The sequence below is a fragment of the Rhizobium sp. USDA 4016 genome (assembly GCF_056279705.1).
The window spans coordinates 1,067,488-1,086,261 of sequence record NZ_JBWCCY010000002.1; the positions used below are offsets into that span (position 1 = coordinate 1,067,488).

Here is an 18,774-nt window from a genome sequence, read left to right on the forward strand (position 1 = left end):
CCTCCTCCTAGGTGGACGTCCGTGCGGGCGGTTGAAGGTAGCTGTCGAAGATGTGGTCGCTATCTCCGAACGCGTCGATCGTGCCATTGCGCATGATCGCGATCTTGTTGGTGACGGGGAGGATGCCCATGCGGTGGGTGATGATGACGACCATCATTTGCGTGGCGCGCATACGGGCGATCGCCGTAAACAACTTGCGCTCGCCGTCATAGTCGAGGCTCGAGTTCGGGTCGTCGAGGACCACGAGCGCGGGGTTGCCATAGACTGCTCGTGCCAGTCCCAGTTGCTGGCGTTGAGCGCGCAGCAGTAATGCGCCACCGTCGCCGATATCGGTGTCGTAGCCTTGCGGTAGTCGCGTGATGGTCTCATGCAGTCCAACGAGCTTGGCCGCTTCGATGACCTTGCCGACGTCAGTGCCGTCAAGTCGGCCGATGACATCCTTGACCGCGCCGCCGAACAGCTCGATTTCCTGCGGCAGGTAGCCGATATGGCGCATACCGCCGTAGAGCCGTAAGGCCGAGATATCGACGCCGCCGAGCAGCGCGCAGCCCCAGGTCGCCGGCTGGACCCCCGCGATGATCCGGCCAAGCGTCGACTTGCCGGATCCTGAAGGCCCGATCAGCGCAACACAGTCTCCAGGTGCCAGGCGCAAGGTGACATCGCTTAGTATTTGGCGATTGGCCGAGGGAAGCACATAGCCAACACCGTCGAGAACGAGTCCGCCTCGCTCGGGTATCAACATGGTTCGTGTGTCGTTCTGCGATGCGATCGCAATCAGCATACGGTTGATGCGATTGAAGGCAGCGTGGGCAAAGGCGACGGCGCGCCACGCGCCGATGGCGCCTTCGATCGGCGCGAGCCCGCGGCCGAGAAGCAGGCTGGAAACGAAGATGATCCCCGGGTTTCCGCTCTCATCGAGGACCAACCAGGTCGCCACTCCCATGATCAGGATTTGCGAGAGCATGCGAGCGGACTTGGATAGCCCAAGAATGATCTCGGTCCGTTGCATGGCGTCGTCCTGCGCACGCCTCGCCGTCTCCGCGTCACGGTAAACGAGCTGAGCGGCGCCGCTTTGCATGTTCATCGCGCGGATCACCTGGATATAGCGCAAGGCGGTAGCGAAACGCATATGGCTGCGCGCCAGCGCCAAATTCGCCTGCGTCAGTGGCTCCCGTGTTGCCAACTCGGTCAGGATCGCGAGCACGAGCAGGGCTCCCGCGCTCATCAGGCCGATGGTTCCAAGCACCGGATGAACCAGAAACAGAAGAACCAGGAACACAGGCGCCCAAGGGATATCAAAGAGCAATGAGCTGGCCGGCGAATCGAGGAACTGGCGCAAAGTCGACAGGTCCTTGTAGCAGTCATTGGCAAGGCTCGCGTCGCTACGGGCTCCGTATTCGAAGCACGCGGTGAGCACGACCGGGCGCAACCTGTGATCCAGCCAGCTGCCAATGCGCGAAAGGGCGGCACGCCTTATGATGTCAAGGATCGAACCGACCACGACGGCCACTGCGATGATCAGCGTCAGCATGACGAGCGTATCGGTACTGCGGCTCGACAGTACGCGATCGTAGATCTGCAGGAGGTATATGGAAGGGGCGAGTAGAAACAGGTTATAGCCGCAGCTATACAGGAAAACCAGGCAGAAGGCTCCCGCACAGGCTTTGAGGGTTATGATCAGATGCGTCGGAGAAGGCTGCGACGCTGTAATATTCGTTGTCATTATCAGATCTCGGCACAATCGATACTGACACGTCGGCTCGGTCAGGACAGGCGAATGGGAGGATCGCCGGCCATGGCCGGCGATCCTCATCAAGGGGTTCAGGCGACATCGATGATGCCGAGGTTGTTGAAGTTGTCGAGAATACTCGAGAGCGTGTTGGTCGTCGTCGTGGTCGTGGTTTCCGAGATCGGGTTCGAGTGAACCAGAGCGGCCGAAACATCACCACCTAAGGCCGCATTACCGCTGCCGCCGGCACCGCCCACGCCAGCAAGGATCGTCGCACTTTGATCGGCGACGAGCGTCGTGTTCTGCGTGGCGGTGGTGTCTGCCGAAAGGCCTACGACATTGCCGCCACTCGCGTTGCTCTGGGAGCCACTTGAGGTGGGGTTCCCGCCGGCGCCGGCGGTACCGCTATTGGTTTGGGCTGCAAGGACGGCGATTGGTATCTGTAGTAGGCCGCCACCGTCAGCATTGCCAGTTCCCCAGCCAGCGATCTGCCCAACGATGTCGCCATTATAGACATTGGGGTCGGCCCCATCGACGAATTGCGTGTTGGCGACATAGGCGACCGGGGTGTAGTAGATATCAGCATAGTTGGTGCCATCGCCCCCATTGCCAGCGTTCGCATCGCCCCCGTTGGGATTGGTGAGGTTGATCGTGTCTGATGTCACTTGGGTAATAGGCATTGCGTCTCTCCTCTACTTGTTTGCCCCGTAGACTTGAACGGTTCGATGCCACAGGACACGTCAAAGCATGGTGCGCGCGATCTCCAATGGGGGCCAGCTGGACATTCGGGGACGTCCTTTTGGGTAGGGTCCAGATTTAAGGGATTCTCCTGGCGACATCAGGTCCTGCGCCCGGCGCGGCCCCGCTTGCCGGGGACGGTGGATCAGCGTGGGATGAGGAAAAGTGTATGCGGTTTTCCGCCGGCATCTTCTGTCTCAACTTATGAGATCAGCCGTCGAGGACGTTGAGGATATCGTCGACGAGCGCAGAATGGGCATTCGCGATATTGCCCTCGCCACCGGCGCCGCCGATGCCGCCTATCTGCAGCGTATGTTGGTCGTAGAGCACGTGATTGAGCTGGTCGGCCTCGGCCGTGCCGCCGGCGGGCACCGCGATGTTGACGGGGTGGAAATAACCTATACTGACATCGACTAGGCTGCCGTTCGAATAGCCGGTCCCGCCCTCACCGCCGACCGCGTTGCCGGTGAAGATCGTGTCGGAGGACAGGTTGAAACCGCCGCCACTGCCGCCGATCCCCGCAACCTGCACGCCGCCCTGATCGAAGATCGCATTGTTCGTCTGAGCGGCGGCGGCATCGCCGCCCGCAGCACCGACGGCAATGTTGATTGGCGAAAAAACGGCTACGTTCACGTCGATCATGCTGCCGATGAACGTGCCGTCGCCGCCATGGCCCGCGTAGCTGTCGCCGTTGTAGACGAACGTCGCGCCATGGGAGCCCGATGCCGCGCCGCCTGCAACGTTATGACCCCCGCCCGAGCCGCCCACGCCGCCGATCTGGGTCCCGCCTTGGAAAATGGCGGCGTTGTTGGTTTGCTCGGCGGAGGCCGTCGCGCCCGGCCCTGCTGCGACCGCCGTATTTACTGGGGCGAACACTGCGGTGTCGGTGCTGACGAGGGCGCCGAGAAAGGTTCCGTTGCCGCCGTTGCCGGCAAGATTGGCGTTGTCAGCGCTGCCGATCGCCAGGTTGCCGCTCCCACCGTGCCCGCCAAGACCAGCCATTTCGGTGGAGTCCTGATTGATCAGGGCGTTGTTGCCTTGTTGGGCGTCTGAGTCGGTCTGTGGACCGGCGATGGCCGAATTTGAGGGCATGAAGACAGCGAGTGTATTGCTGCTGATCGTCCCGACACTTGTGCCGTCGCCGCCGTTTCCTGCAGCGTTGTAGCCGGCATTGGCCGCAATATCGAGCGGCAGCCACGTCGGGACCAGTGCGAGATGTCCGGTGGCAATTGCACCCTGATTGGTGTTCGTGTCCTGTGCGTCTTCCGACAAAAGTCGTGATTCCGCCATCGTCGTATCTCCCAGCGACCTGGGCCGCAGTCATTTGCAGCGCGCACGGGCGCGTATCGGATGCTTATTTTGAAGCCTGTCGCGCAAAAAGGTGAGCCGGCAATTCGTCTACGTCCGTTTGGGGAGGCCGATAGCCAATCGGGTGTAGTTCGCAATTTGAACGCAAACCGCGCGTCCCGGATGTCCTCGTGTGCGCAGATTGCACGACTTCAGGCCCGTAGGCTTAGATAAGGCTGGTGTTTGGGGATTCATTCGAGGATCGGACACGCAATCTGCGCTAAATCAGAGACATGACAGACAGAACTTGCGCGATCGGCCTACAAATCCCGACAGAATTGTCAAAAAAGTATCAGCGAGAGGTCGATGGCGTAGTAGCGATCGCTGATGCCTGCGCGTAAAGTCCCTTCAGATGATGACCTCTGGGAGGAGGCGCCATTGCCGGAGAAATTCCGGCTGAAGCGTAGGGAGGAAGGTTCCATGAATCCAGATTTGGAAGTGGTCGCGATCGGCAGCGGCGAGTCCTTCAAGGCCTGGGAGCATGGTTATCCCTACCGTACGGTCCGCTGGCACTTCCATCCCGAATATGAAATCCACCATGTCGTCGCGACGACGGGACAGTATTTCGTCGGCGATTTCATCGGCGAATTCGAGCCCGACAACCTTGTGCTCACCGGACCGAACCTGCCGCACAATTGGGTGAGCGACGTGCCGCCGGGCACATGCCTGCCGCTGCGCTGCCGGGTGCTTCAATTCAGCGAGTCCTTCCTTGCAGATGCCAGTCGGATTTTTCCCGAACTCTCGGCTTGTGCCGGCATTTTGGAAATGAGCCGTCGGGGTGCGCTGTTCACACCGGAAACGGCGTCGCTCGTCGGCCCGCTCCTTGGGGAGCTGGTGGAAGCCAAGGGAATTCGCCGCATCGAGCTTTTCATGAACGTGCTCGACGCGCTGAGTTCTGCGCAGGGCACGCGCACCCTCGCAAGCGCGCTTTATCATCCGGATCCCTCGGGCTTCATGTCAGCCGGGGTGAACCAGGCGCTGGCCTTTATCAACACGCATCTGACCGAACCTTTCAGCGAAGGTGACCTTGCCGAGTTGACCGGGCAAAGCCCAAGTGCGTTCTCCCGCAGCTTCCGTCGGCATACCGGCATGGCGCTCGTTCAATATGTCAACCGGCTGCGGATCAACTTCGCCTGCCATCTGCTGATGAGCGAAACCGCCATGTCGATAACCGACATCTGCTTTGCGGCCGGCTTCAATAATATCTCGAATTTCAATCGCCGTTTTCTGGATCAGAAGGGCATGGCGCCCTCGCGTTTCAGAACATTGCTGGCACAAAATGCAAGAGCGGTGGAGGCCGCCTAAAAAGGGAGGATCGGGGAGGAGAAAACAAACAACCAGGGCAAGGCGAACGGGCACACAAGTGGCCCGAAAGGGATTGCTTGTCCGCAAACCAGCCTGAGAAACGCCGGTCAAGAAGGCGCCTCGGACGGCCGGATCGCACAAAGAGTGTCGAGTTCGAGCGAGCTTGAGACTTCGTTGAAACAGTTACCATTTGGTACGGAGAAATTCCAATGACCCACTTCGCATGGAAATTGGCAGGCGCAGCAGCGCTCGCCCTCGGCCTTCTCAGCGGCACGTCCGCCTTTGCGCAGTCTGCAAAGGTAACCGATGCAACGGTCGCCTTTCTGATGCCCGACCAGAGCTCCACACGCTATGAGGAGCACGACTATCCGGGCTTTGAAGCGGAAATGAAAAAGCTCTGCGCCGGTTGCAAGGTGATTTACCAGAACGCAAACGGCGACGCTTCGCGCCAGCAGCAGCAGTTCAACTCGGCGATCTCGCAAGGCGCCAAGGCGATCGTGCTCGACCCGGTCGATTCCACGGCTGCCGCATCGCTGGTCAAAATGGCGCAAAGCCAGGGCGTCAAGGTGATTGCCTATGACCGGCCGATTCCCTCTGCCGCTGCAGACTATTACGTCTCCTTCAACAATGAGGAAATCGGCAAGATGATCGCCAAATCGCTGGTCGATCATCTGAAGGAAAAGAACGTCCAAGCTGGCGACGGCGGTCTTCTTGAGATCAACGGCTCGCCGACGGATGCTGCCGCGGGCCTCATCAAGAAGGGCATTCATGCCGGTCTCGCCGAAGGCGGCTATCCCATCCTTGCCGAATTCGATACGCCGGAATGGGCTCCGCCGAAGGCGCAGCAGTGGGCGAGCGGACAGATCACCCGTTTCGGCAAGAAGATCATCGGTGTTGTGGCCGCCAATGACGGCACGGGAGGTGCTGCCGTTGCAGCCTTCAAGGCCGCCGGCATCGATCCTGTGCCGCCGGTCACCGGCAACGATGCGACGATCGCTGGCCTGCAGCTTATCATCGCAGGCGATCAGTACAACACCATCTCCAAGCCAAGCGAGATCGTGGCCGCGGCTGCGGCGAATGTCGCCATCCAGCTGCTGTCGGGCCAAACCCCGAAGGCCGATACCACGCTCTTCGACACGCCGACGCAACTCTTCACGCCGGCGCTCGTTACCGCCGAAAACCTGAAGGCCGAGATCATCGACAAAACCGTCAATGGCAAACCGATCCAGACCCCGGAGCAGCTCTGCACGGATCGCTACGCCGAAGGCTGCAAAAAGCTCGGCATCGGCAGCTGATCTATCCTCCCAGAAGGGCCTGAAATTCATGATGAAAGGCTCGCGACAGATGACTGACGCTTCCAACCAAGCAGCCCCGGCCGGCGAAGTGGTGCTCAGCCTAAAAGGTATCTCAAAACATTTTGGTGCCGTCTCGGCGCTCACCGATATCGATCTTGACGTTCACGCGGGCGAAGTCGTGGCGCTCGTCGGCGACAACGGCGCCGGCAAATCGACGCTCGTGAAGATCCTTGCCGGCGTCCACCAGCCGAGTTCGGGCGAGATCACTTTCCGCGGCAGCAAGGTGACGCTGGCCGACCCGAGTGCGGCGCTCTCCTTGGGGATTGCGACCGTGTTTCAGGATCTTGCGCTTTGCGAGAACCTTGATGTCGTTGCCAACATCTTCCTCGGCCGCGAGCTCAGTCCGCTAAAGCTTGACGAGACCGCGATGGAGGTTCGTGCCTGGACGCTGTTGAACGAGCTTTCGGCCCGCATTCCAAGTGTCCGCATTCCGATCGCATCGCTGTCGGGTGGACAGCGACAGACGGTGGCGATTGCCCGGTCCCTGCTTCTGGAGCCGAAGCTCATCCTGCTCGACGAACCGACGGCCGCCCTTGGCGTTGCCCAGACGGCAGAGGTGCTGAACCTGATCGAGCGGGTGCGCGACCGCGGCCTCGGGGTCGTAATGATCAGCCATAATATGGAGGACGTGCGTGCAGTAGCCGATCGCATCGTCGTCTTGAGGCTCGGGCGGAACAACGGAGTTTTCTATCCCGATGCGTCCAACCAAGAACTCGTCACCGCCATTACCGGGGCGACCGAAAATGCAGTCTCGCGCCGCGCCGGCCGTCGTCAGGCGCAGCAGGATATGAGGCAGGAGGGTCAGATATGACCAGCGATGTGAAACAAACGGCAACGCTTCTGGATCGCGGCGATGTTCGCGTCAGCCACGATGCGGGCATTGGCGCGACGATCCGCTCTTCGATCGATAAGGTGCGCTCGGGCGATCTCGGCTCGCTTCCCGTGGTCGTCGGCCTGGTGATCATCTGGACAGTCTTCGGCACCCTCAACCCGACATTTCTTTCAAGCAACAACCTTGCAAACTTGCTTTTCGACGCCTCAACGGTCGGGGTGATTTCGCTTGGAATCGTTTGCGTGCTGATGGTCGGCGAGATCGACCTGTCCGTTGGTTCAATCAGTGGCTTTGCTTCCGCCATGGTCGGCATGCTGTGGGTCAATCAGGGTTGGCCCGTGGCGGTTGCGATCATTGCCGCCGTCCTTGTCGGCGGATTGATCGGCTCGCTCTATGCTCTGCTTTTCAATCGCCTTGGAATGCCAAGTTTCGTTTCGACGCTTGCCGGCTTGCTGGCGGTGCTCGGAATGCAGCTCTATCTGCTTGGCGCAACAGGCTCGATCAACCTGCCTTACGGCTCGTCTTTGGTGAATTTCGGCCAGCTGCTCGTCATTCCGCGTCCACTCGCATACTTGTTTGCGCTGCTGCCGGGCGTCGTGATGCTGATTTCAGGCTATCGGGCTGCGCAACGCCGCAGACAAGCCAATCTCTCGTCGCGCTCGATCGGTGCTCTCGTCGTGCGTGTCGCTGCAATCACGATCCTTCTCGAATTCGTCGTCTTTTATCTCAATCAGGATCGCGGCATCCCGTGGATGTTCGCGCTCTTCGTCGCGCTCGCGATCGTGATGAACTACGCGCTCACGCGGACTCAATGGGGCCGCTCGATGGCGGCCGTCGGCGGCAATCGCGAGGCGGCACGCCGTGCAGGCATCAATGTCCGGCTCATCTACACCAGCGCCTTCGTTCTCTGCGCCATGTTTGCCGCACTCGGCGGCGTGCTTGCGGCGGCGCGCCTGGCATCGGCAAGCCAGCAGGCCGGCACGGGCGACGTCAACCTGAATGCGATCGCAGCAGCCGTCATCGGCGGAACAAGCCTCTTCGGTGGCCGCGGCAGCGCTTACTCGGCACTTCTCGGCATCATCGTTATCCAGTCGATCGCAAGCGGTCTGACGATGCTCGATCTGTCTTCGGCCCTTCGCTACATGATCACCGGCGCAGTTCTTGCCATCGCAGTCATCGTCGACTCGCTGGCACGCCGGTCGAGAGTCTCGCACGGCCGCGCCTGATACAACTACGAAAGCAAGGATTGATATGGGACAGGAACTTTCTGGAAAGGTCGCAGCGATTACCGGGGCTGCCTCGGGGATCGGTCTTGAATGCGCCAAGTCTTTATTGCGGGAGGGTGCGAGCGTCGCTCTCATCGACAAGGCCGAAGATTCACTGAGGAGCATATGCTCCGAGCTGGGTGCGAACGCTTTCCCGCTGGCCGCCGATCTGACCAATCCTGCCAGCGTCTCAATGATGATGCCGCAGATTTTGGAGCGGTTCGGAAAGCTCGATATCTTTCACGCCAATGCGGGCTCCTACATCGGCGGGCAGGTCGTGGACGGCGATCCGGATGCCTGGGACCGAATGCTGAACTTGAATATCAATGCAGCCTTCCGATCGGTTCAGGCGGTCTTGCCTCATATGGTGGAGAGAAAGACCGGCGACATCATCATGACCAGTTCGATCGCCGGCCTGGTTCCCGTGGTGTGGGAGCCGATCTATACTGCGTCCAAACATGCCGTGCAGGCCTTCGTCCATACGGTCAGGCGCCAGGTCATAAAGCATGGCATTCGCGTCGGCGCGGTCGCACCCGGCCCGGTGGTGACGGCGCTGATCAGCGACTGGCCGCAGGAAAAACTCGATGAGACGATTGCCGCAGGAGGATTGATGGAAGCCAGGGAGGTCGCAGACGCCGTGCTCTTCATGCTGACGCGACCACGCAACGTGACGATCCGCGACCTCGTCATCTTGCCGCACAGCACGGACCTTTGACCATGGCGCAGTTCTTTATCGGCGTCGATGTGGGTACAGGCAGCGCGCGCGCAGGGGTCTTCGACGAGTACGGCATTCTGCGGGCGGCTGCAAAACGCCCCATCACGATCTGGTATGAGGCAGGCAGCATCGTCGAGCAATCGAGCGAGCAGATATGGAAAGCGGTCTGCGACAGCGTCAAGGAAGCTGTCGCAGCGGCGGGAATTCCACCTGCAGCTGTTGCCGGTCTGGGTTTTGATGCCACCTGTTCTCTCGTTTCAGTGACGGCCGACGGCGCCCCGGTCGCCGTTGGTCCCTCCGGCGACCCCAACCGCAATATCATCGTCTGGATGGATCACCGTGCCGCCGGCGAAGCTGCGGAAATCAATGTTGGAGACCATAAGGTCCTGCGTTATGTCGGCGGGCGGATCTCCCCGGAAATGGAAACGCCGAAGCTTCTCTGGCTGAAGCGCAATCTGCCGGCCTCCTTTGCCGCTGCCGGTCACTTCTTCGACCTTGCGGACTATCTGACCTGGCGCGCAACAGGCTCGCTCAGCCGGTCGGTCTGCACGGTCACCTGCAAATGGACCTTTCTTGCCCACGAGAACCGTTGGGATGCACGGTACTTCGAGGCGATCGGGCTCGAAGAATTGGCAGCCGAAGGCTTTTCCAGGATAGGCACGGACATCGTCGATCCCGGCACGGCGCTGGCAAATGGGCTCACCGAACAAGCCGCCGCCCGATCTCGGATTGACGGTCGCAACGCCGGTCGGAGCTGCGCTGATCGATGCGCATGCGGGCGGTGTCGGCACGCTTGGCGGGGCCGAGGCAAGCGGCCATTCGGATGTCAGAAACAGGCTTGCCTACATCTTCGGTACATCCGCCTGCTCGATGGCCTCAAGCGACAACCCGGTATTCGTCGATGGCGTCTGGGGACCGTACTTCTCGGCCATGGTACCAGGGCTTTGGCTGACGGAAGGCGGGCAGTCAGCGGCAGGTGCTGCCATAGACCATCTTGTAACGATGCATCCCGCGTCTGGTGAAGCACAGGCGAACGCTGCCGCCGCGGGCGTGTCTCTTGTTACATGGCTTGACGGGCAAGCCACCGAGATGTGCCCGGACCTTGGGCGCGCCGTCGAGCTTGCCAAGTCTCTTCACGTCGTGCCGGAGTTTCTCGGAAACCGGTCACCGCATGCCGACCCCGACGCGCGGGCAGTCGTCGCCGGCATCGGACTTGATACAGCCATTGCCGACCTGATTTCCCTCTACATCGCCGGCCTCTGCGGCATCGGCTACGGCCTCAAGCAGCTCCTGGAAAAACTGGCGCAGGACGGCATTACGCTTGACCTGATCGTTGCCAGCGGTGGCGCGGCGCAAAGCAATCTCGTGCGCCAGCTTCTGGCCGATACGACGAATCTGCCCGTGGCGATCGCCGACACCGAGGAGCCTGTGCTGCTCGGTGCGGCAATGCTCGGGGCCGTCGCTGGCGGACGTCATCATTCCCTGCCGGAAGCGATGAAGGCGATGTCGCGTCTCTCCAAAACTTTCCGTCCAACCGGTGGCGCGGTTGCGGCTCTGCACAAAAACAGGTACCGGGCTTTCGAACTGCTGCAGTCCGCAGACCGGAATGTCCGTTCGCTCTCATTGACCGGCGATTGATCGCTTCGCTGCTAAAGGCAGAAGGCGATGTCTATCGGGAGCGGCTCATTGCGATCAGAAAAAACGGGCCGCCGGCGAGAGCTGTCAGCAGACCTGCCGGTATCTGCCACGGAAAAATGATGGTTCTTCCCGTCCAGTCGGCCGCGATCAATATGAGTGCACCGTAAAAAGCGGATGCGAATATTTCGCCGGCCGGTCTTCGGAACCCCGTCATTCTCGCAAAGTGCGGCGCCATCAGCCCGACGAAACTGAGCGGTCCGATCAGCAGCGTGGCGACGGCTGTCGGGATCGCGATGAGGCAAAGGAGGATGGCGCGAACGGCAACGACACCGAGGCCCAGCGAGCGCGACACGGTTTCGCCAAGCGGCAAGACGGCGAGCCAGCGGATCGTCAAAGGCGCGACGGATAGAAGAAGGATCGCGACAGCGGCTGCTGCTGTCGCCTGAGTTGGAGTTGCCCGGTAGGTGGATCCCGAGAGCCAGGCGAGCAGGAAGTCCGTCCTCGGATCGCCGCTTGCAAGAGCGAGAGCTGCGAGCGCCGAGGCAAGCGTCGTCACAGATGTCCCCGCGAGCAGAAGCTTCTCCGGCGAAAGGCGCTGCCGGCCAGCGACAAACATGACGAGCGCGAGTGTTGCGAAGGCGCCGACGCTTGCGGCCACTGCCAGTGAAAGCCGATCGATGCTGGACGTGACGACAAAAAGCGCAAGTACGCCGAGGCTTGCCCCACCTGAGACACCGATCACTTCGGGAGCAGCCATGCTGTTTGTGGTCATCCGCTGAAGCAATGTGCCGCAAACGCCAAACATGGCTCCCGCTGCAAGCGCCACGCCGATCCGTGGCAACCGCAATTCGGCCAATTGACCGATCTCTGCTGCCGCGATGGAGCCCCAGCCGTTTGCACCCTTTCCAAAGAAAAAAGCAAGGCTTGTCGCAACAACAAGTGCCAAGGCAAGCAGAAGAAGAGCCGGCATTCCGTGAGGAGTGACGGCAGCGAATGTGCCCTCTCGGCTGTCCAGGGACACGGTCTTCAAACGAAGCAGGAAGAAGAACAGCAAGGGCGCTCCGAGAAGTGCTGTCGCAGCGCCTGCGGGAAATGCCATCTCTCTGAAGTGGAACTGGATCAGTTGATCGACCAGCCAAAGCTGCGAGGCGGCAATCAGTGGTGACCAGACCATGCGCTGCAGCAGCGTCCTTGCGCCGGCTATGCGCGCGAAGGCCGGGGCTGCGAGTGCAATGAAGCTTATGACGCCGGCTGCCGCAACGACGAATGCGCTCATTGCTACTGCGATCGAAAGACCGATCAGCCTGATGGCTGCCGGCCTCATGCCAAGGCTACCGGCACTTTCATCACCCGCTTCCAGCAGCCGCAAGGGCCGCAGGAACATGAATGTAAGGACACTGCAAACAGTAACCTGCGGAAGGAGCACTCGGATGACGGCGTCGCCGTTCTGGATCAACGACCCGCTCTGCCAGATGAAAAGCTCCTCGGTGTACTCGCGATTGATGGCCATGAGCAGGGCGCTCGCCGAGCCGCAGGTCAAACTGACGACAAGCCCTGAGACAATGACGGCGACTGGCGAAAATTGCCGGCGCTGTGCGAGCAAAAAGACGAGGAACGTCGTCAACGCACCGCCCAGAAGCGCGATGACACCGCGTCCGTTTTCGAGCGCGACGGGGGCGTAAAGCGTTGCGATGGTCAAGGCGAGCCCGGCACCGGCATTCGTGCCGATGGTCGTTGGCTCTGCCAGCGGGTTGCGAAGCAGATGCTGGATCAGGATGCCGGAGAGCCCGAGGCCCAGGCCGGCGAGGATGCTGACCGCGACACGCGGCATGAAGGCATGGCGGAAAAGCAGTTCCTGCGATTTCGCATTGTCGGTATCGACAAGCGTGGACCACCAGGAGGCAGGCGGCAACAGCCGTTCGGCTCCGGCAACGGTCAGGGCCATCGCGGTGATCGCGGGAATGGCGACGAGCAGGATGAGTTTCCAAAGGCCGCTGCCTTCCGCCGATATCGGCTGATCGATTGCCATCATGCCTGCACGACGTTTTCGATCAAGTTGGCGAAACGGGCGGCAGCGGCCAACCCGCCGAAGGGCCAGACCGGCGGAATCGTTACAACATTTCCAGCTCTGACACAGGGCAGGCTGGTCCAGAGCGAACTCTGCTCAATGCGGATGCGGATATGCGCCGGGATTGGATCGAGCGAAACCAGACGGGCATTACCGATTGCCGTAAGCGCATCGATGCCAACGGTTGAAAATCCCCACCCCGATGTCCCTCCGGTCCACGCGTTGACCAGCCCGATGCGGTCAAACACGTCTTGAAACAGGCTGCCTCTTCCATAGACCCGCACGTGGCGGTCGTCGAACATGCTGACGATCACGATCGGACCGGCCGGGCGGGTGCGAAGAGCATCCCTGGTATCATTGATCGTGCGCATGGCTTGGCTGACATGCTCCCGCGCTTCCTCCTCCCGTCGGAGAAGAGCGCCGAGTTTTACGGTTTCGGCTGCCGCCTGAGCAAGCGGCGTGCTCTTTCCGTCATAGAACGGAACGCTGAAAATCGGCGCAAAGCGCGCAAACATTGTTTCATCGATCCCGTAGCCATAGGCGCCTGCGATCAGATCGGGACGAAGCGCGCTGATCACTTCGAGGTTCGGTTCACCGCGGGCGCCGAGATCAAATGTCGACAAGGGCAGGGCGGGCGCAGCGACCCAGTCCCGATAGCCTTTGAGATCGGCAACCGCCAATGGCTGCACGCCGAGCGACATGAACATTTCGGCCGATGTCCATTCGAGGCAGACGATGCGTCGCGGCGGGGCTGCGAAGGCCGCCGGTGCAAAAGCCGATGCGGCAAGCCCGCCGAGTAATGTCCGCCGGGTAAACATTACCAACGGTATTTCACCGAGCCGACGATCTTGCGGCCCTCGCCGAAAAAGCATCCGGCCGTTTGCGAAAAGCACGAAGCCACATAGCGCTTGTCGAAGAGATTACTGACGTTCAGCTGGAACTCGTAGTCTCTCCACTGGTAATTTGCGGCAAGGTCGACAAGCGTGACGCTCGGAACCTTGAAGGAATTCGCATCGTCGCCATAGGTCGATCCGATGTAGCGGATGCCTGCCGCTAGGCCGAGACCCTCCAACGTGCCGCGCTGGACCGTGTACTTTGCCCACAACGACGCGCGATGGCGCGGCACGCCGTAGGGCGTGTTGCCGCCGGTTCCTTCGGTATCGTCCATGATCTCGGTATCGAGATAGGCATAAGCGAGCTTGATATCCCAGCCCTCATCGAGGCTTGCGACGCCTTCGAGTTCGATGCCGCGGGAGCGGATTTCTCCGGTCTGCACCGCAGTACTTCCTTGATAGCGAACTGCATTGTCTTTCGTCAGATCAAAGGCCGAAAGCGTCACGAAGCTGTTATAGCCTTCCGGCTGATACTTCACGCCGACCTCGTATTGTCGCCCGGTTTCGGGATCAAAGCTCGGATCGTCAAGCACCGGCATGAACGAGGTCGAATAGCTGGCGTAGGGCGCAAGACCGTTATCGGCCAGATAGACAAGGCCGAGGCGGCCGGTAAAGGCACTATCGGATTTGTCCGTGCGGCTTCCGTCAAACTGCTCGAGCGTTTCCGTTCGCGCCCAGTCGTGACGGAGGCCGCCCGTCAGCACGAATTTGTCGAACTTGACCTGGTCGTTCACGTAAAGGCCGAGCTGATGCTGTGTCGTCTTCGCGTCTGTATAGACATCAAGTGCTGGCAGCGGCGAGCCGTAGACCGGATTGAAGACATCTATGGGATCGACATCGGCATAGGTGCCCCAGTCTTTGAAATGCGTATACTGATAATCCAGCCCGAAAAGCATCTTATGCGCAAGCGGACCGGTGTCGAACATTGCCTCCGCCTGATTGTCGATCGCAAAGCTTGCCAGCTGCGATCGGCCTTCGTCGGCATAGCGCATGAGTGTGCGTCCGTCGGCGGCGAGTCCGTTGCCAAAAACGCCTTCCTGTACGTTTTTCAGATAGGAAAAGCGCGCGTTCTGCCGGAAAGCCCACGTCTCGTCGATCTGGTGCTCGAACGCGTAGCCGATCGTCGCAATCGTCAGGTCGTAGCGGTCAAAATCCGGTTCGCCGACAAACCTGTCGCGTGGAATTTCGCCATTCGCGTTCGGCAGGACGGTTCCGGATGCAGGCAGAAACTGGATGCCCCAGCCGGTGAAGTCCTTCTGGTATTTTGCAAAGACCGTCAGGCTCGTTTCGTCGTCCGGCGCCCATTTGACGGAGGTTGCGAGGTAGACGCGATCGTCGTTGACGAAGTCCACGTGTGTGTCGCCCTTGCGGCTAAGACCCGTCAGGCGGTAGCTGAATACGCCGTCTTCGGTGATCGGACCACCAATATCGAATTGTGCTTCGTAGCGGTCGAAGCTGCCGACGCTGAGGCCCACTTCGCCGAACGCTTCGGCAGTCGGGCGTTTGCTGGAGTAATTGATGATGCCACCGGGGCTGTTCTGCCCGTAAAGTACGGAAGCCGGACCGCGCACAAGCTCGATGGCTTCGGCGCCGTAAGTCTCCAGCGACAGGAAGGAGGCGAATTCCGTTCCCTTCGAATGCAGGCCATCGACATAGAAGATTTCGTCGGAGACGTTGAAGCCGCGGATTTGCAGCCCATAGCCGCGAGTATCCGATCCATTATTCTCGCCGGCGACGCCTGCGCTGTAACGCAGGGCCGCATTCAGAGTTTCGGCACCTTGCGCGTCGATCTGGTCCGCCGTGATCACCGACACGGACTGCGGCGTTTCGATCAGCGGTGTATCGCTCTTGCCGGCTGCGCGCCCGGCTTTGGCAACGTAACCTTCTTCTTCGAATATGCCGCTGCTATGTGCACCGCCATCCCCTTGGATGACGACAGGCTGCAGCGCCGTCGCTGCCTGATCCTGCGCAAGCGCTGGTAGAAAAAAGCCTGCGCTGCATGAAAGAGAAAGAATGGTGCGGCCAAGCGCGGAACGAAAGGACATCGCTGCTCCCCAGGCAAATTCGATATCGAAATGAAATGCTGGTGGCTGGGGCGCAGGGCCGTGGCTTCCGTGCCCGACACCTATTAAAGTTGCCAATAACTGTCAACTTTCAGGCGGGAAGTTTCCGCCTTCGAACTTGCAATCCAGGGATTATTGGGCCACCGCCACAAGCCGACCGGATCGTTGCTGCATCACATCCATCCGGACATTGTAGATCTTATCGAGTTCGGCAGGTCTCATGATTTCCGCCGGTGTCCCCCGTGCGATCAAGCGCCCGGAATGCAGCGCGACGATTTCGTCGCAGAATCTCGCCGCCATGTTGACGTCGTGAAGCACGGCGATGACGCTGAGGCCCTTCTCGCGCGAAAGTGTCTGAGTGAGCGCCAGCACTTCGAGTTGATGGCCGATGTCGAGTGCCGAGATGGGTTCGTCAAGCAGTAGGCAATCGGCATCTTGGGCTACAAGCATGGCCAGCCAAACGCGTTGGCGTTCTCCGCCCGACAGCGTATCGACAAGCCTGCCGGCCAATGAGGCGGTGCCGGTCAGTTCCAGCGCCTCGGAAACCTTGGTGCGATCCGCTTCTGCGAAGCGGCCGAGCGCACCATGCCAGGGGTAGCGGCCGAGCGCGACAAGCTCCTTGACAAGCATCCCCGGCGCTGCCGGCGTCTGCTGCGGCAGGTAGCCGAGGCGGCGGGCAAAGGCGCGGCCCGGCCATTCGCCAAGCGCCTTGCCTTCGAAGCGTATCGTGCCGGAAGAAGGCTGTTGCTGGCGGGCGAGAAGCTTCAGCAGCGTCGATTTTCCGGAACCGTTATGGCCGATCAGCCCGACCGTTTTGCCGGCTTCAAAATCCAGCGTCAGCGGGTGCAGCAGGGTACGGCCCTCGATGACGAAGCTGACGCCTTGAAGAGAGAGCATGGAAGCGGTGCCCGCGTCGGAACCTTTCGCCTTAGCGGCAGTTGCCGGTTTCTTATCAACATGCAATGTCATGCACAGCGCCCTATTGGCTCTCGTCAAAAAATATGAGAATGCGGATCATGTTTCGCATCAATGCGCGCTTATCGTCAATGCCGCCGTCTAAGCTTACTCCCTTTAAAGGTCGAAATGCTCCGCCGCTTCTTTTCCTATTACAGGCCCTATCGCGGCCTCTTCGTGCTGGATTTCAGCTGCGCGATCATCTCCGGCCTGCTCGAGCTCGGCTTTCCGATGGCTGTGAAGCTGTTCGTCGATCGGCTTCTGATCGGCCAGGACTGGCTGCTCATTTTATTGGCATCGACCGGTCTTCTGGTGGTTTATGCGATCAACACCGGCCTGATGGCGATCGTCACCTATTGGGGCCACATGCTCGGCATCAACATCGAGACCGACATGCGCCGAGCGGCCTTTGACCATCTTCAGAAGCTTTCCTTCAGCTTTTACGACAATCAGAAGACCGGACATCTGGTCGGCCGTCTAACGAAGGATCTCGAAGAGATCGGCGAGGTGGCCCATCACGGTCCCGAGGATCTTTTCATTGCGGTGATGACTTTTGCAGGCGCACTCATCTTGATGCTGACTGTCAATTGGCAGCTCGCGCTCATCACCGCCATCATCGTGCCGCTGACGGCGTGGGTGACCAGCCGTTACGGAACCCGGATGACGAGGAATTCGCGGGCGCTCTTCGGGCGCGTCGGCGATTTCAATGCCCGGATCGAAGAGAGCGTCGGCGGCGTCAGGGTCGTGCAGGCCTTCGGCAACGAGGACCATGAACGGGCTCTCTTCGAAAATGACAATCAAAGCTACCGGAAGACGAAACTCCAAGCCTACCGCATCATGGCTGCCAGCACGTCGCTGAGTTACATGAGCATGCGGCTGACGCAGATGATCGTGATGATCGCCGGCAGCTATTTCGTTCTGGCGGGCGAGCTGACGGCCGGTGGCTTCATTGGTTTCCTGCTTCTCGTCGGCGTCTTCTTCCGGCCCGTCGAGAAGATCAACTCGGTGATCGAGACCTACCCGAAAGGCATTGCCGGTTTCCGGCGGTTTACCGAACTGATCGACACAGAACCCGATATCGAGGATGCGCCCGACGCGATCGAAGTCGATCATTTGAGGGGCGAAATCGCCTATCGCGACGTGTCTTTCGCCTATAGCAGCGGAAAGCCGGCGCTTAAGCATGTCAATCTGACGATCAGGGCAGGCGAGACGGTTGCATTCGTCGGCCCCTCTGGCGCGGGAAAGACGACGATATGCTCGCTGCTGCCACGTTTTTATGAAGTCGGCGACGGCGCCATCTCAGTGGACGGCATCGACATCCGCCATATGAAACTCGCCTCGCTCAGACGTCAGATCGGTGTCGTGCAGCAGGATGTCTTTCTGTTCGCAGGAACGATTCGCGAAAACATCGCCTATGGGAGGCTGGACGCCGGCGAAGCCGATATTGTCGAGGCCGCTATGCGCGCCAAGCTTGACGGCATGATTGCGTCGCTGCCAGACGGGCTGGATACGATGATCGGCGAACGCGGCGTCAAATTGTCGGGTGGCCAAAAACAGCGCCTGGCAATTGCCCGCATGTTCCTGAAGAACCCGCCGATCCTCATCCTCGACGAGGCGACGTCGGCGCTCGACACAGAGACCGAACGTCAGATACAACAAGCGCTGGCCAAGCTTGCCGAAGGCAGGACGACGCTGATTATCGCGCACCGGCTGGCAACAATACGCGACGCGAACCGGATCGTTGTCGTCGACGGCTCACGTGTCGTGGAAGAGGGTTCGCATGCCGAGTTGCTAAAGCGGCGCGGCCATTACAGGCGCCTATACGATGCCCAACTTGCCACCAGTTCTTGACCACGGCCATGAGGCGGTTGC

At 60.3% G+C, this 18,774-nt stretch carries 13 protein-coding genes and 1 pseudogene; 7 read left to right on the forward strand and 7 right to left on the reverse strand.

What is annotated here, in order from left to right; genetic code table 11:
* Positions 1 to 7: 7 nt before the first annotated feature.
* The 3 genes from ACZ9DP_RS06225 to ACZ9DP_RS06235 form a co-directional block, all read right to left on the reverse strand.
* Entirely contained in the window at positions 8 to 1,723 is a 1,716-nt protein-coding gene (locus ACZ9DP_RS06225) for a type I secretion system permease/ATPase (RefSeq protein WP_476200809.1), read from the reverse strand.
* A gap of 98 nt (positions 1,724 to 1,821) precedes the next feature.
* Positions 1,822 to 2,409 (reverse strand): PE-PGRS family protein, encoded by a 588-nt coding sequence (locus tag ACZ9DP_RS06230; RefSeq protein ID WP_476200810.1) that lies wholly within the window; start codon positions 2,407 to 2,409, stop codon positions 1,822 to 1,824.
* Between the two features lie 268 nt (positions 2,410 to 2,677).
* Positions 2,678 to 3,757, reverse strand: coding sequence for a hypothetical protein (locus ACZ9DP_RS06235; RefSeq protein ID WP_476200812.1), 1,080 nt, complete (start codon positions 3,755 to 3,757; stop codon positions 2,678 to 2,680).
* A gap of 477 nt (positions 3,758 to 4,234) precedes the next feature.
* Here ACZ9DP_RS06235 and ACZ9DP_RS06240 point away from each other — a divergent pair, with 477 nt between their 5' ends.
* From ACZ9DP_RS06240 to ACZ9DP_RS06265, 6 genes and pseudogenes are all read left to right on the forward strand, one after another.
* The gene (locus ACZ9DP_RS06240; protein WP_194730951.1) at positions 4,235 to 5,119 is read left to right on the forward strand and encodes an AraC family transcriptional regulator; all 885 of its coding nucleotides are present in this window, start codon (positions 4,235 to 4,237) and stop codon (positions 5,117 to 5,119) included.
* Between the two features lie 209 nt (positions 5,120 to 5,328).
* Positions 5,329 to 6,414, forward strand: a complete 1,086-nt coding sequence (locus tag ACZ9DP_RS06245; RefSeq protein ID WP_476200813.1) for an ABC transporter substrate-binding protein — start codon at positions 5,329 to 5,331, stop codon at positions 6,412 to 6,414.
* A gap of 49 nt (positions 6,415 to 6,463) precedes the next feature.
* Positions 6,464 to 7,285 carry an ATP-binding cassette domain-containing protein gene (locus tag ACZ9DP_RS06250; protein WP_074073100.1) on the forward strand — a complete coding sequence of 274 codons (822 nt, stop codon included), beginning with the start codon at positions 6,464 to 6,466 and terminating at the stop codon, positions 7,283 to 7,285.
* Positions 7,282 to 8,532, forward strand: coding sequence for a sugar ABC transporter permease (locus tag ACZ9DP_RS06255; protein WP_239600455.1), 1,251 nt, complete (start codon positions 7,282 to 7,284; stop codon positions 8,530 to 8,532). The genes ACZ9DP_RS06250 and ACZ9DP_RS06255 overlap by 4 nt, the downstream gene beginning before the upstream one ends.
* 25 nt (positions 8,533 to 8,557) lie before the next feature.
* A complete protein-coding gene (locus ACZ9DP_RS06260) occupies positions 8,558 to 9,286 on the forward strand; it encodes an SDR family oxidoreductase (RefSeq protein WP_194730955.1) in 729 nt (242 codons plus the stop codon).
* 2 nt (positions 9,287 to 9,288) lie between these two features.
* Positions 9,289 to 10,924: pseudogene (locus ACZ9DP_RS06265) on the forward strand (FGGY-family carbohydrate kinase).
* Between the two features lie 31 nt (positions 10,925 to 10,955).
* Here the strand turns inward: ACZ9DP_RS06265 and fhuB are convergent.
* The 4 genes from fhuB to ACZ9DP_RS06285 all read right to left on the reverse strand — a co-directional run bounded on the left by fhuB (position 10,956) and on the right by ACZ9DP_RS06285 (position 16,845).
* A complete protein-coding gene (gene fhuB, locus ACZ9DP_RS06270) occupies positions 10,956 to 12,953 on the reverse strand; it encodes a Fe(3+)-hydroxamate ABC transporter permease FhuB (RefSeq protein ID WP_476200815.1) in 1,998 nt (665 codons plus the stop codon).
* A complete protein-coding gene (locus tag ACZ9DP_RS06275; protein ID WP_476202214.1) occupies positions 12,953 to 13,810 on the reverse strand; it encodes an ABC transporter substrate-binding protein in 858 nt (285 codons plus the stop codon). Before ACZ9DP_RS06275 ends, fhuB begins: the two co-directional genes overlap by 1 nt.
* Positions 13,810 to 15,930 carry a TonB-dependent siderophore receptor gene (locus ACZ9DP_RS06280; RefSeq protein WP_476200816.1) on the reverse strand — a complete coding sequence of 707 codons (2,121 nt, stop codon included), beginning with the start codon at positions 15,928 to 15,930 and terminating at the stop codon, positions 13,810 to 13,812. The genes ACZ9DP_RS06275 and ACZ9DP_RS06280 overlap by 1 nt, the downstream gene beginning before the upstream one ends.
* Positions 15,931 to 16,080: 150 nt before the next feature.
* Entirely contained in the window at positions 16,081 to 16,845 is a 765-nt protein-coding gene (locus ACZ9DP_RS06285) for an ATP-binding cassette domain-containing protein (RefSeq protein ID WP_074072165.1), read from the reverse strand.
* Between the two features lie 186 nt (positions 16,846 to 17,031).
* On the opposite strand from ACZ9DP_RS06285, the gene ACZ9DP_RS06290 reads away from it, so the two are divergent.
* The gene (locus ACZ9DP_RS06290; RefSeq protein WP_476200817.1) at positions 17,032 to 18,753 is read left to right on the forward strand and encodes an ABC transporter ATP-binding protein; all 1,722 of its coding nucleotides are present in this window, start codon (positions 17,032 to 17,034) and stop codon (positions 18,751 to 18,753) included.
* Positions 18,754 to 18,774 lie beyond the last annotated feature (21 nt).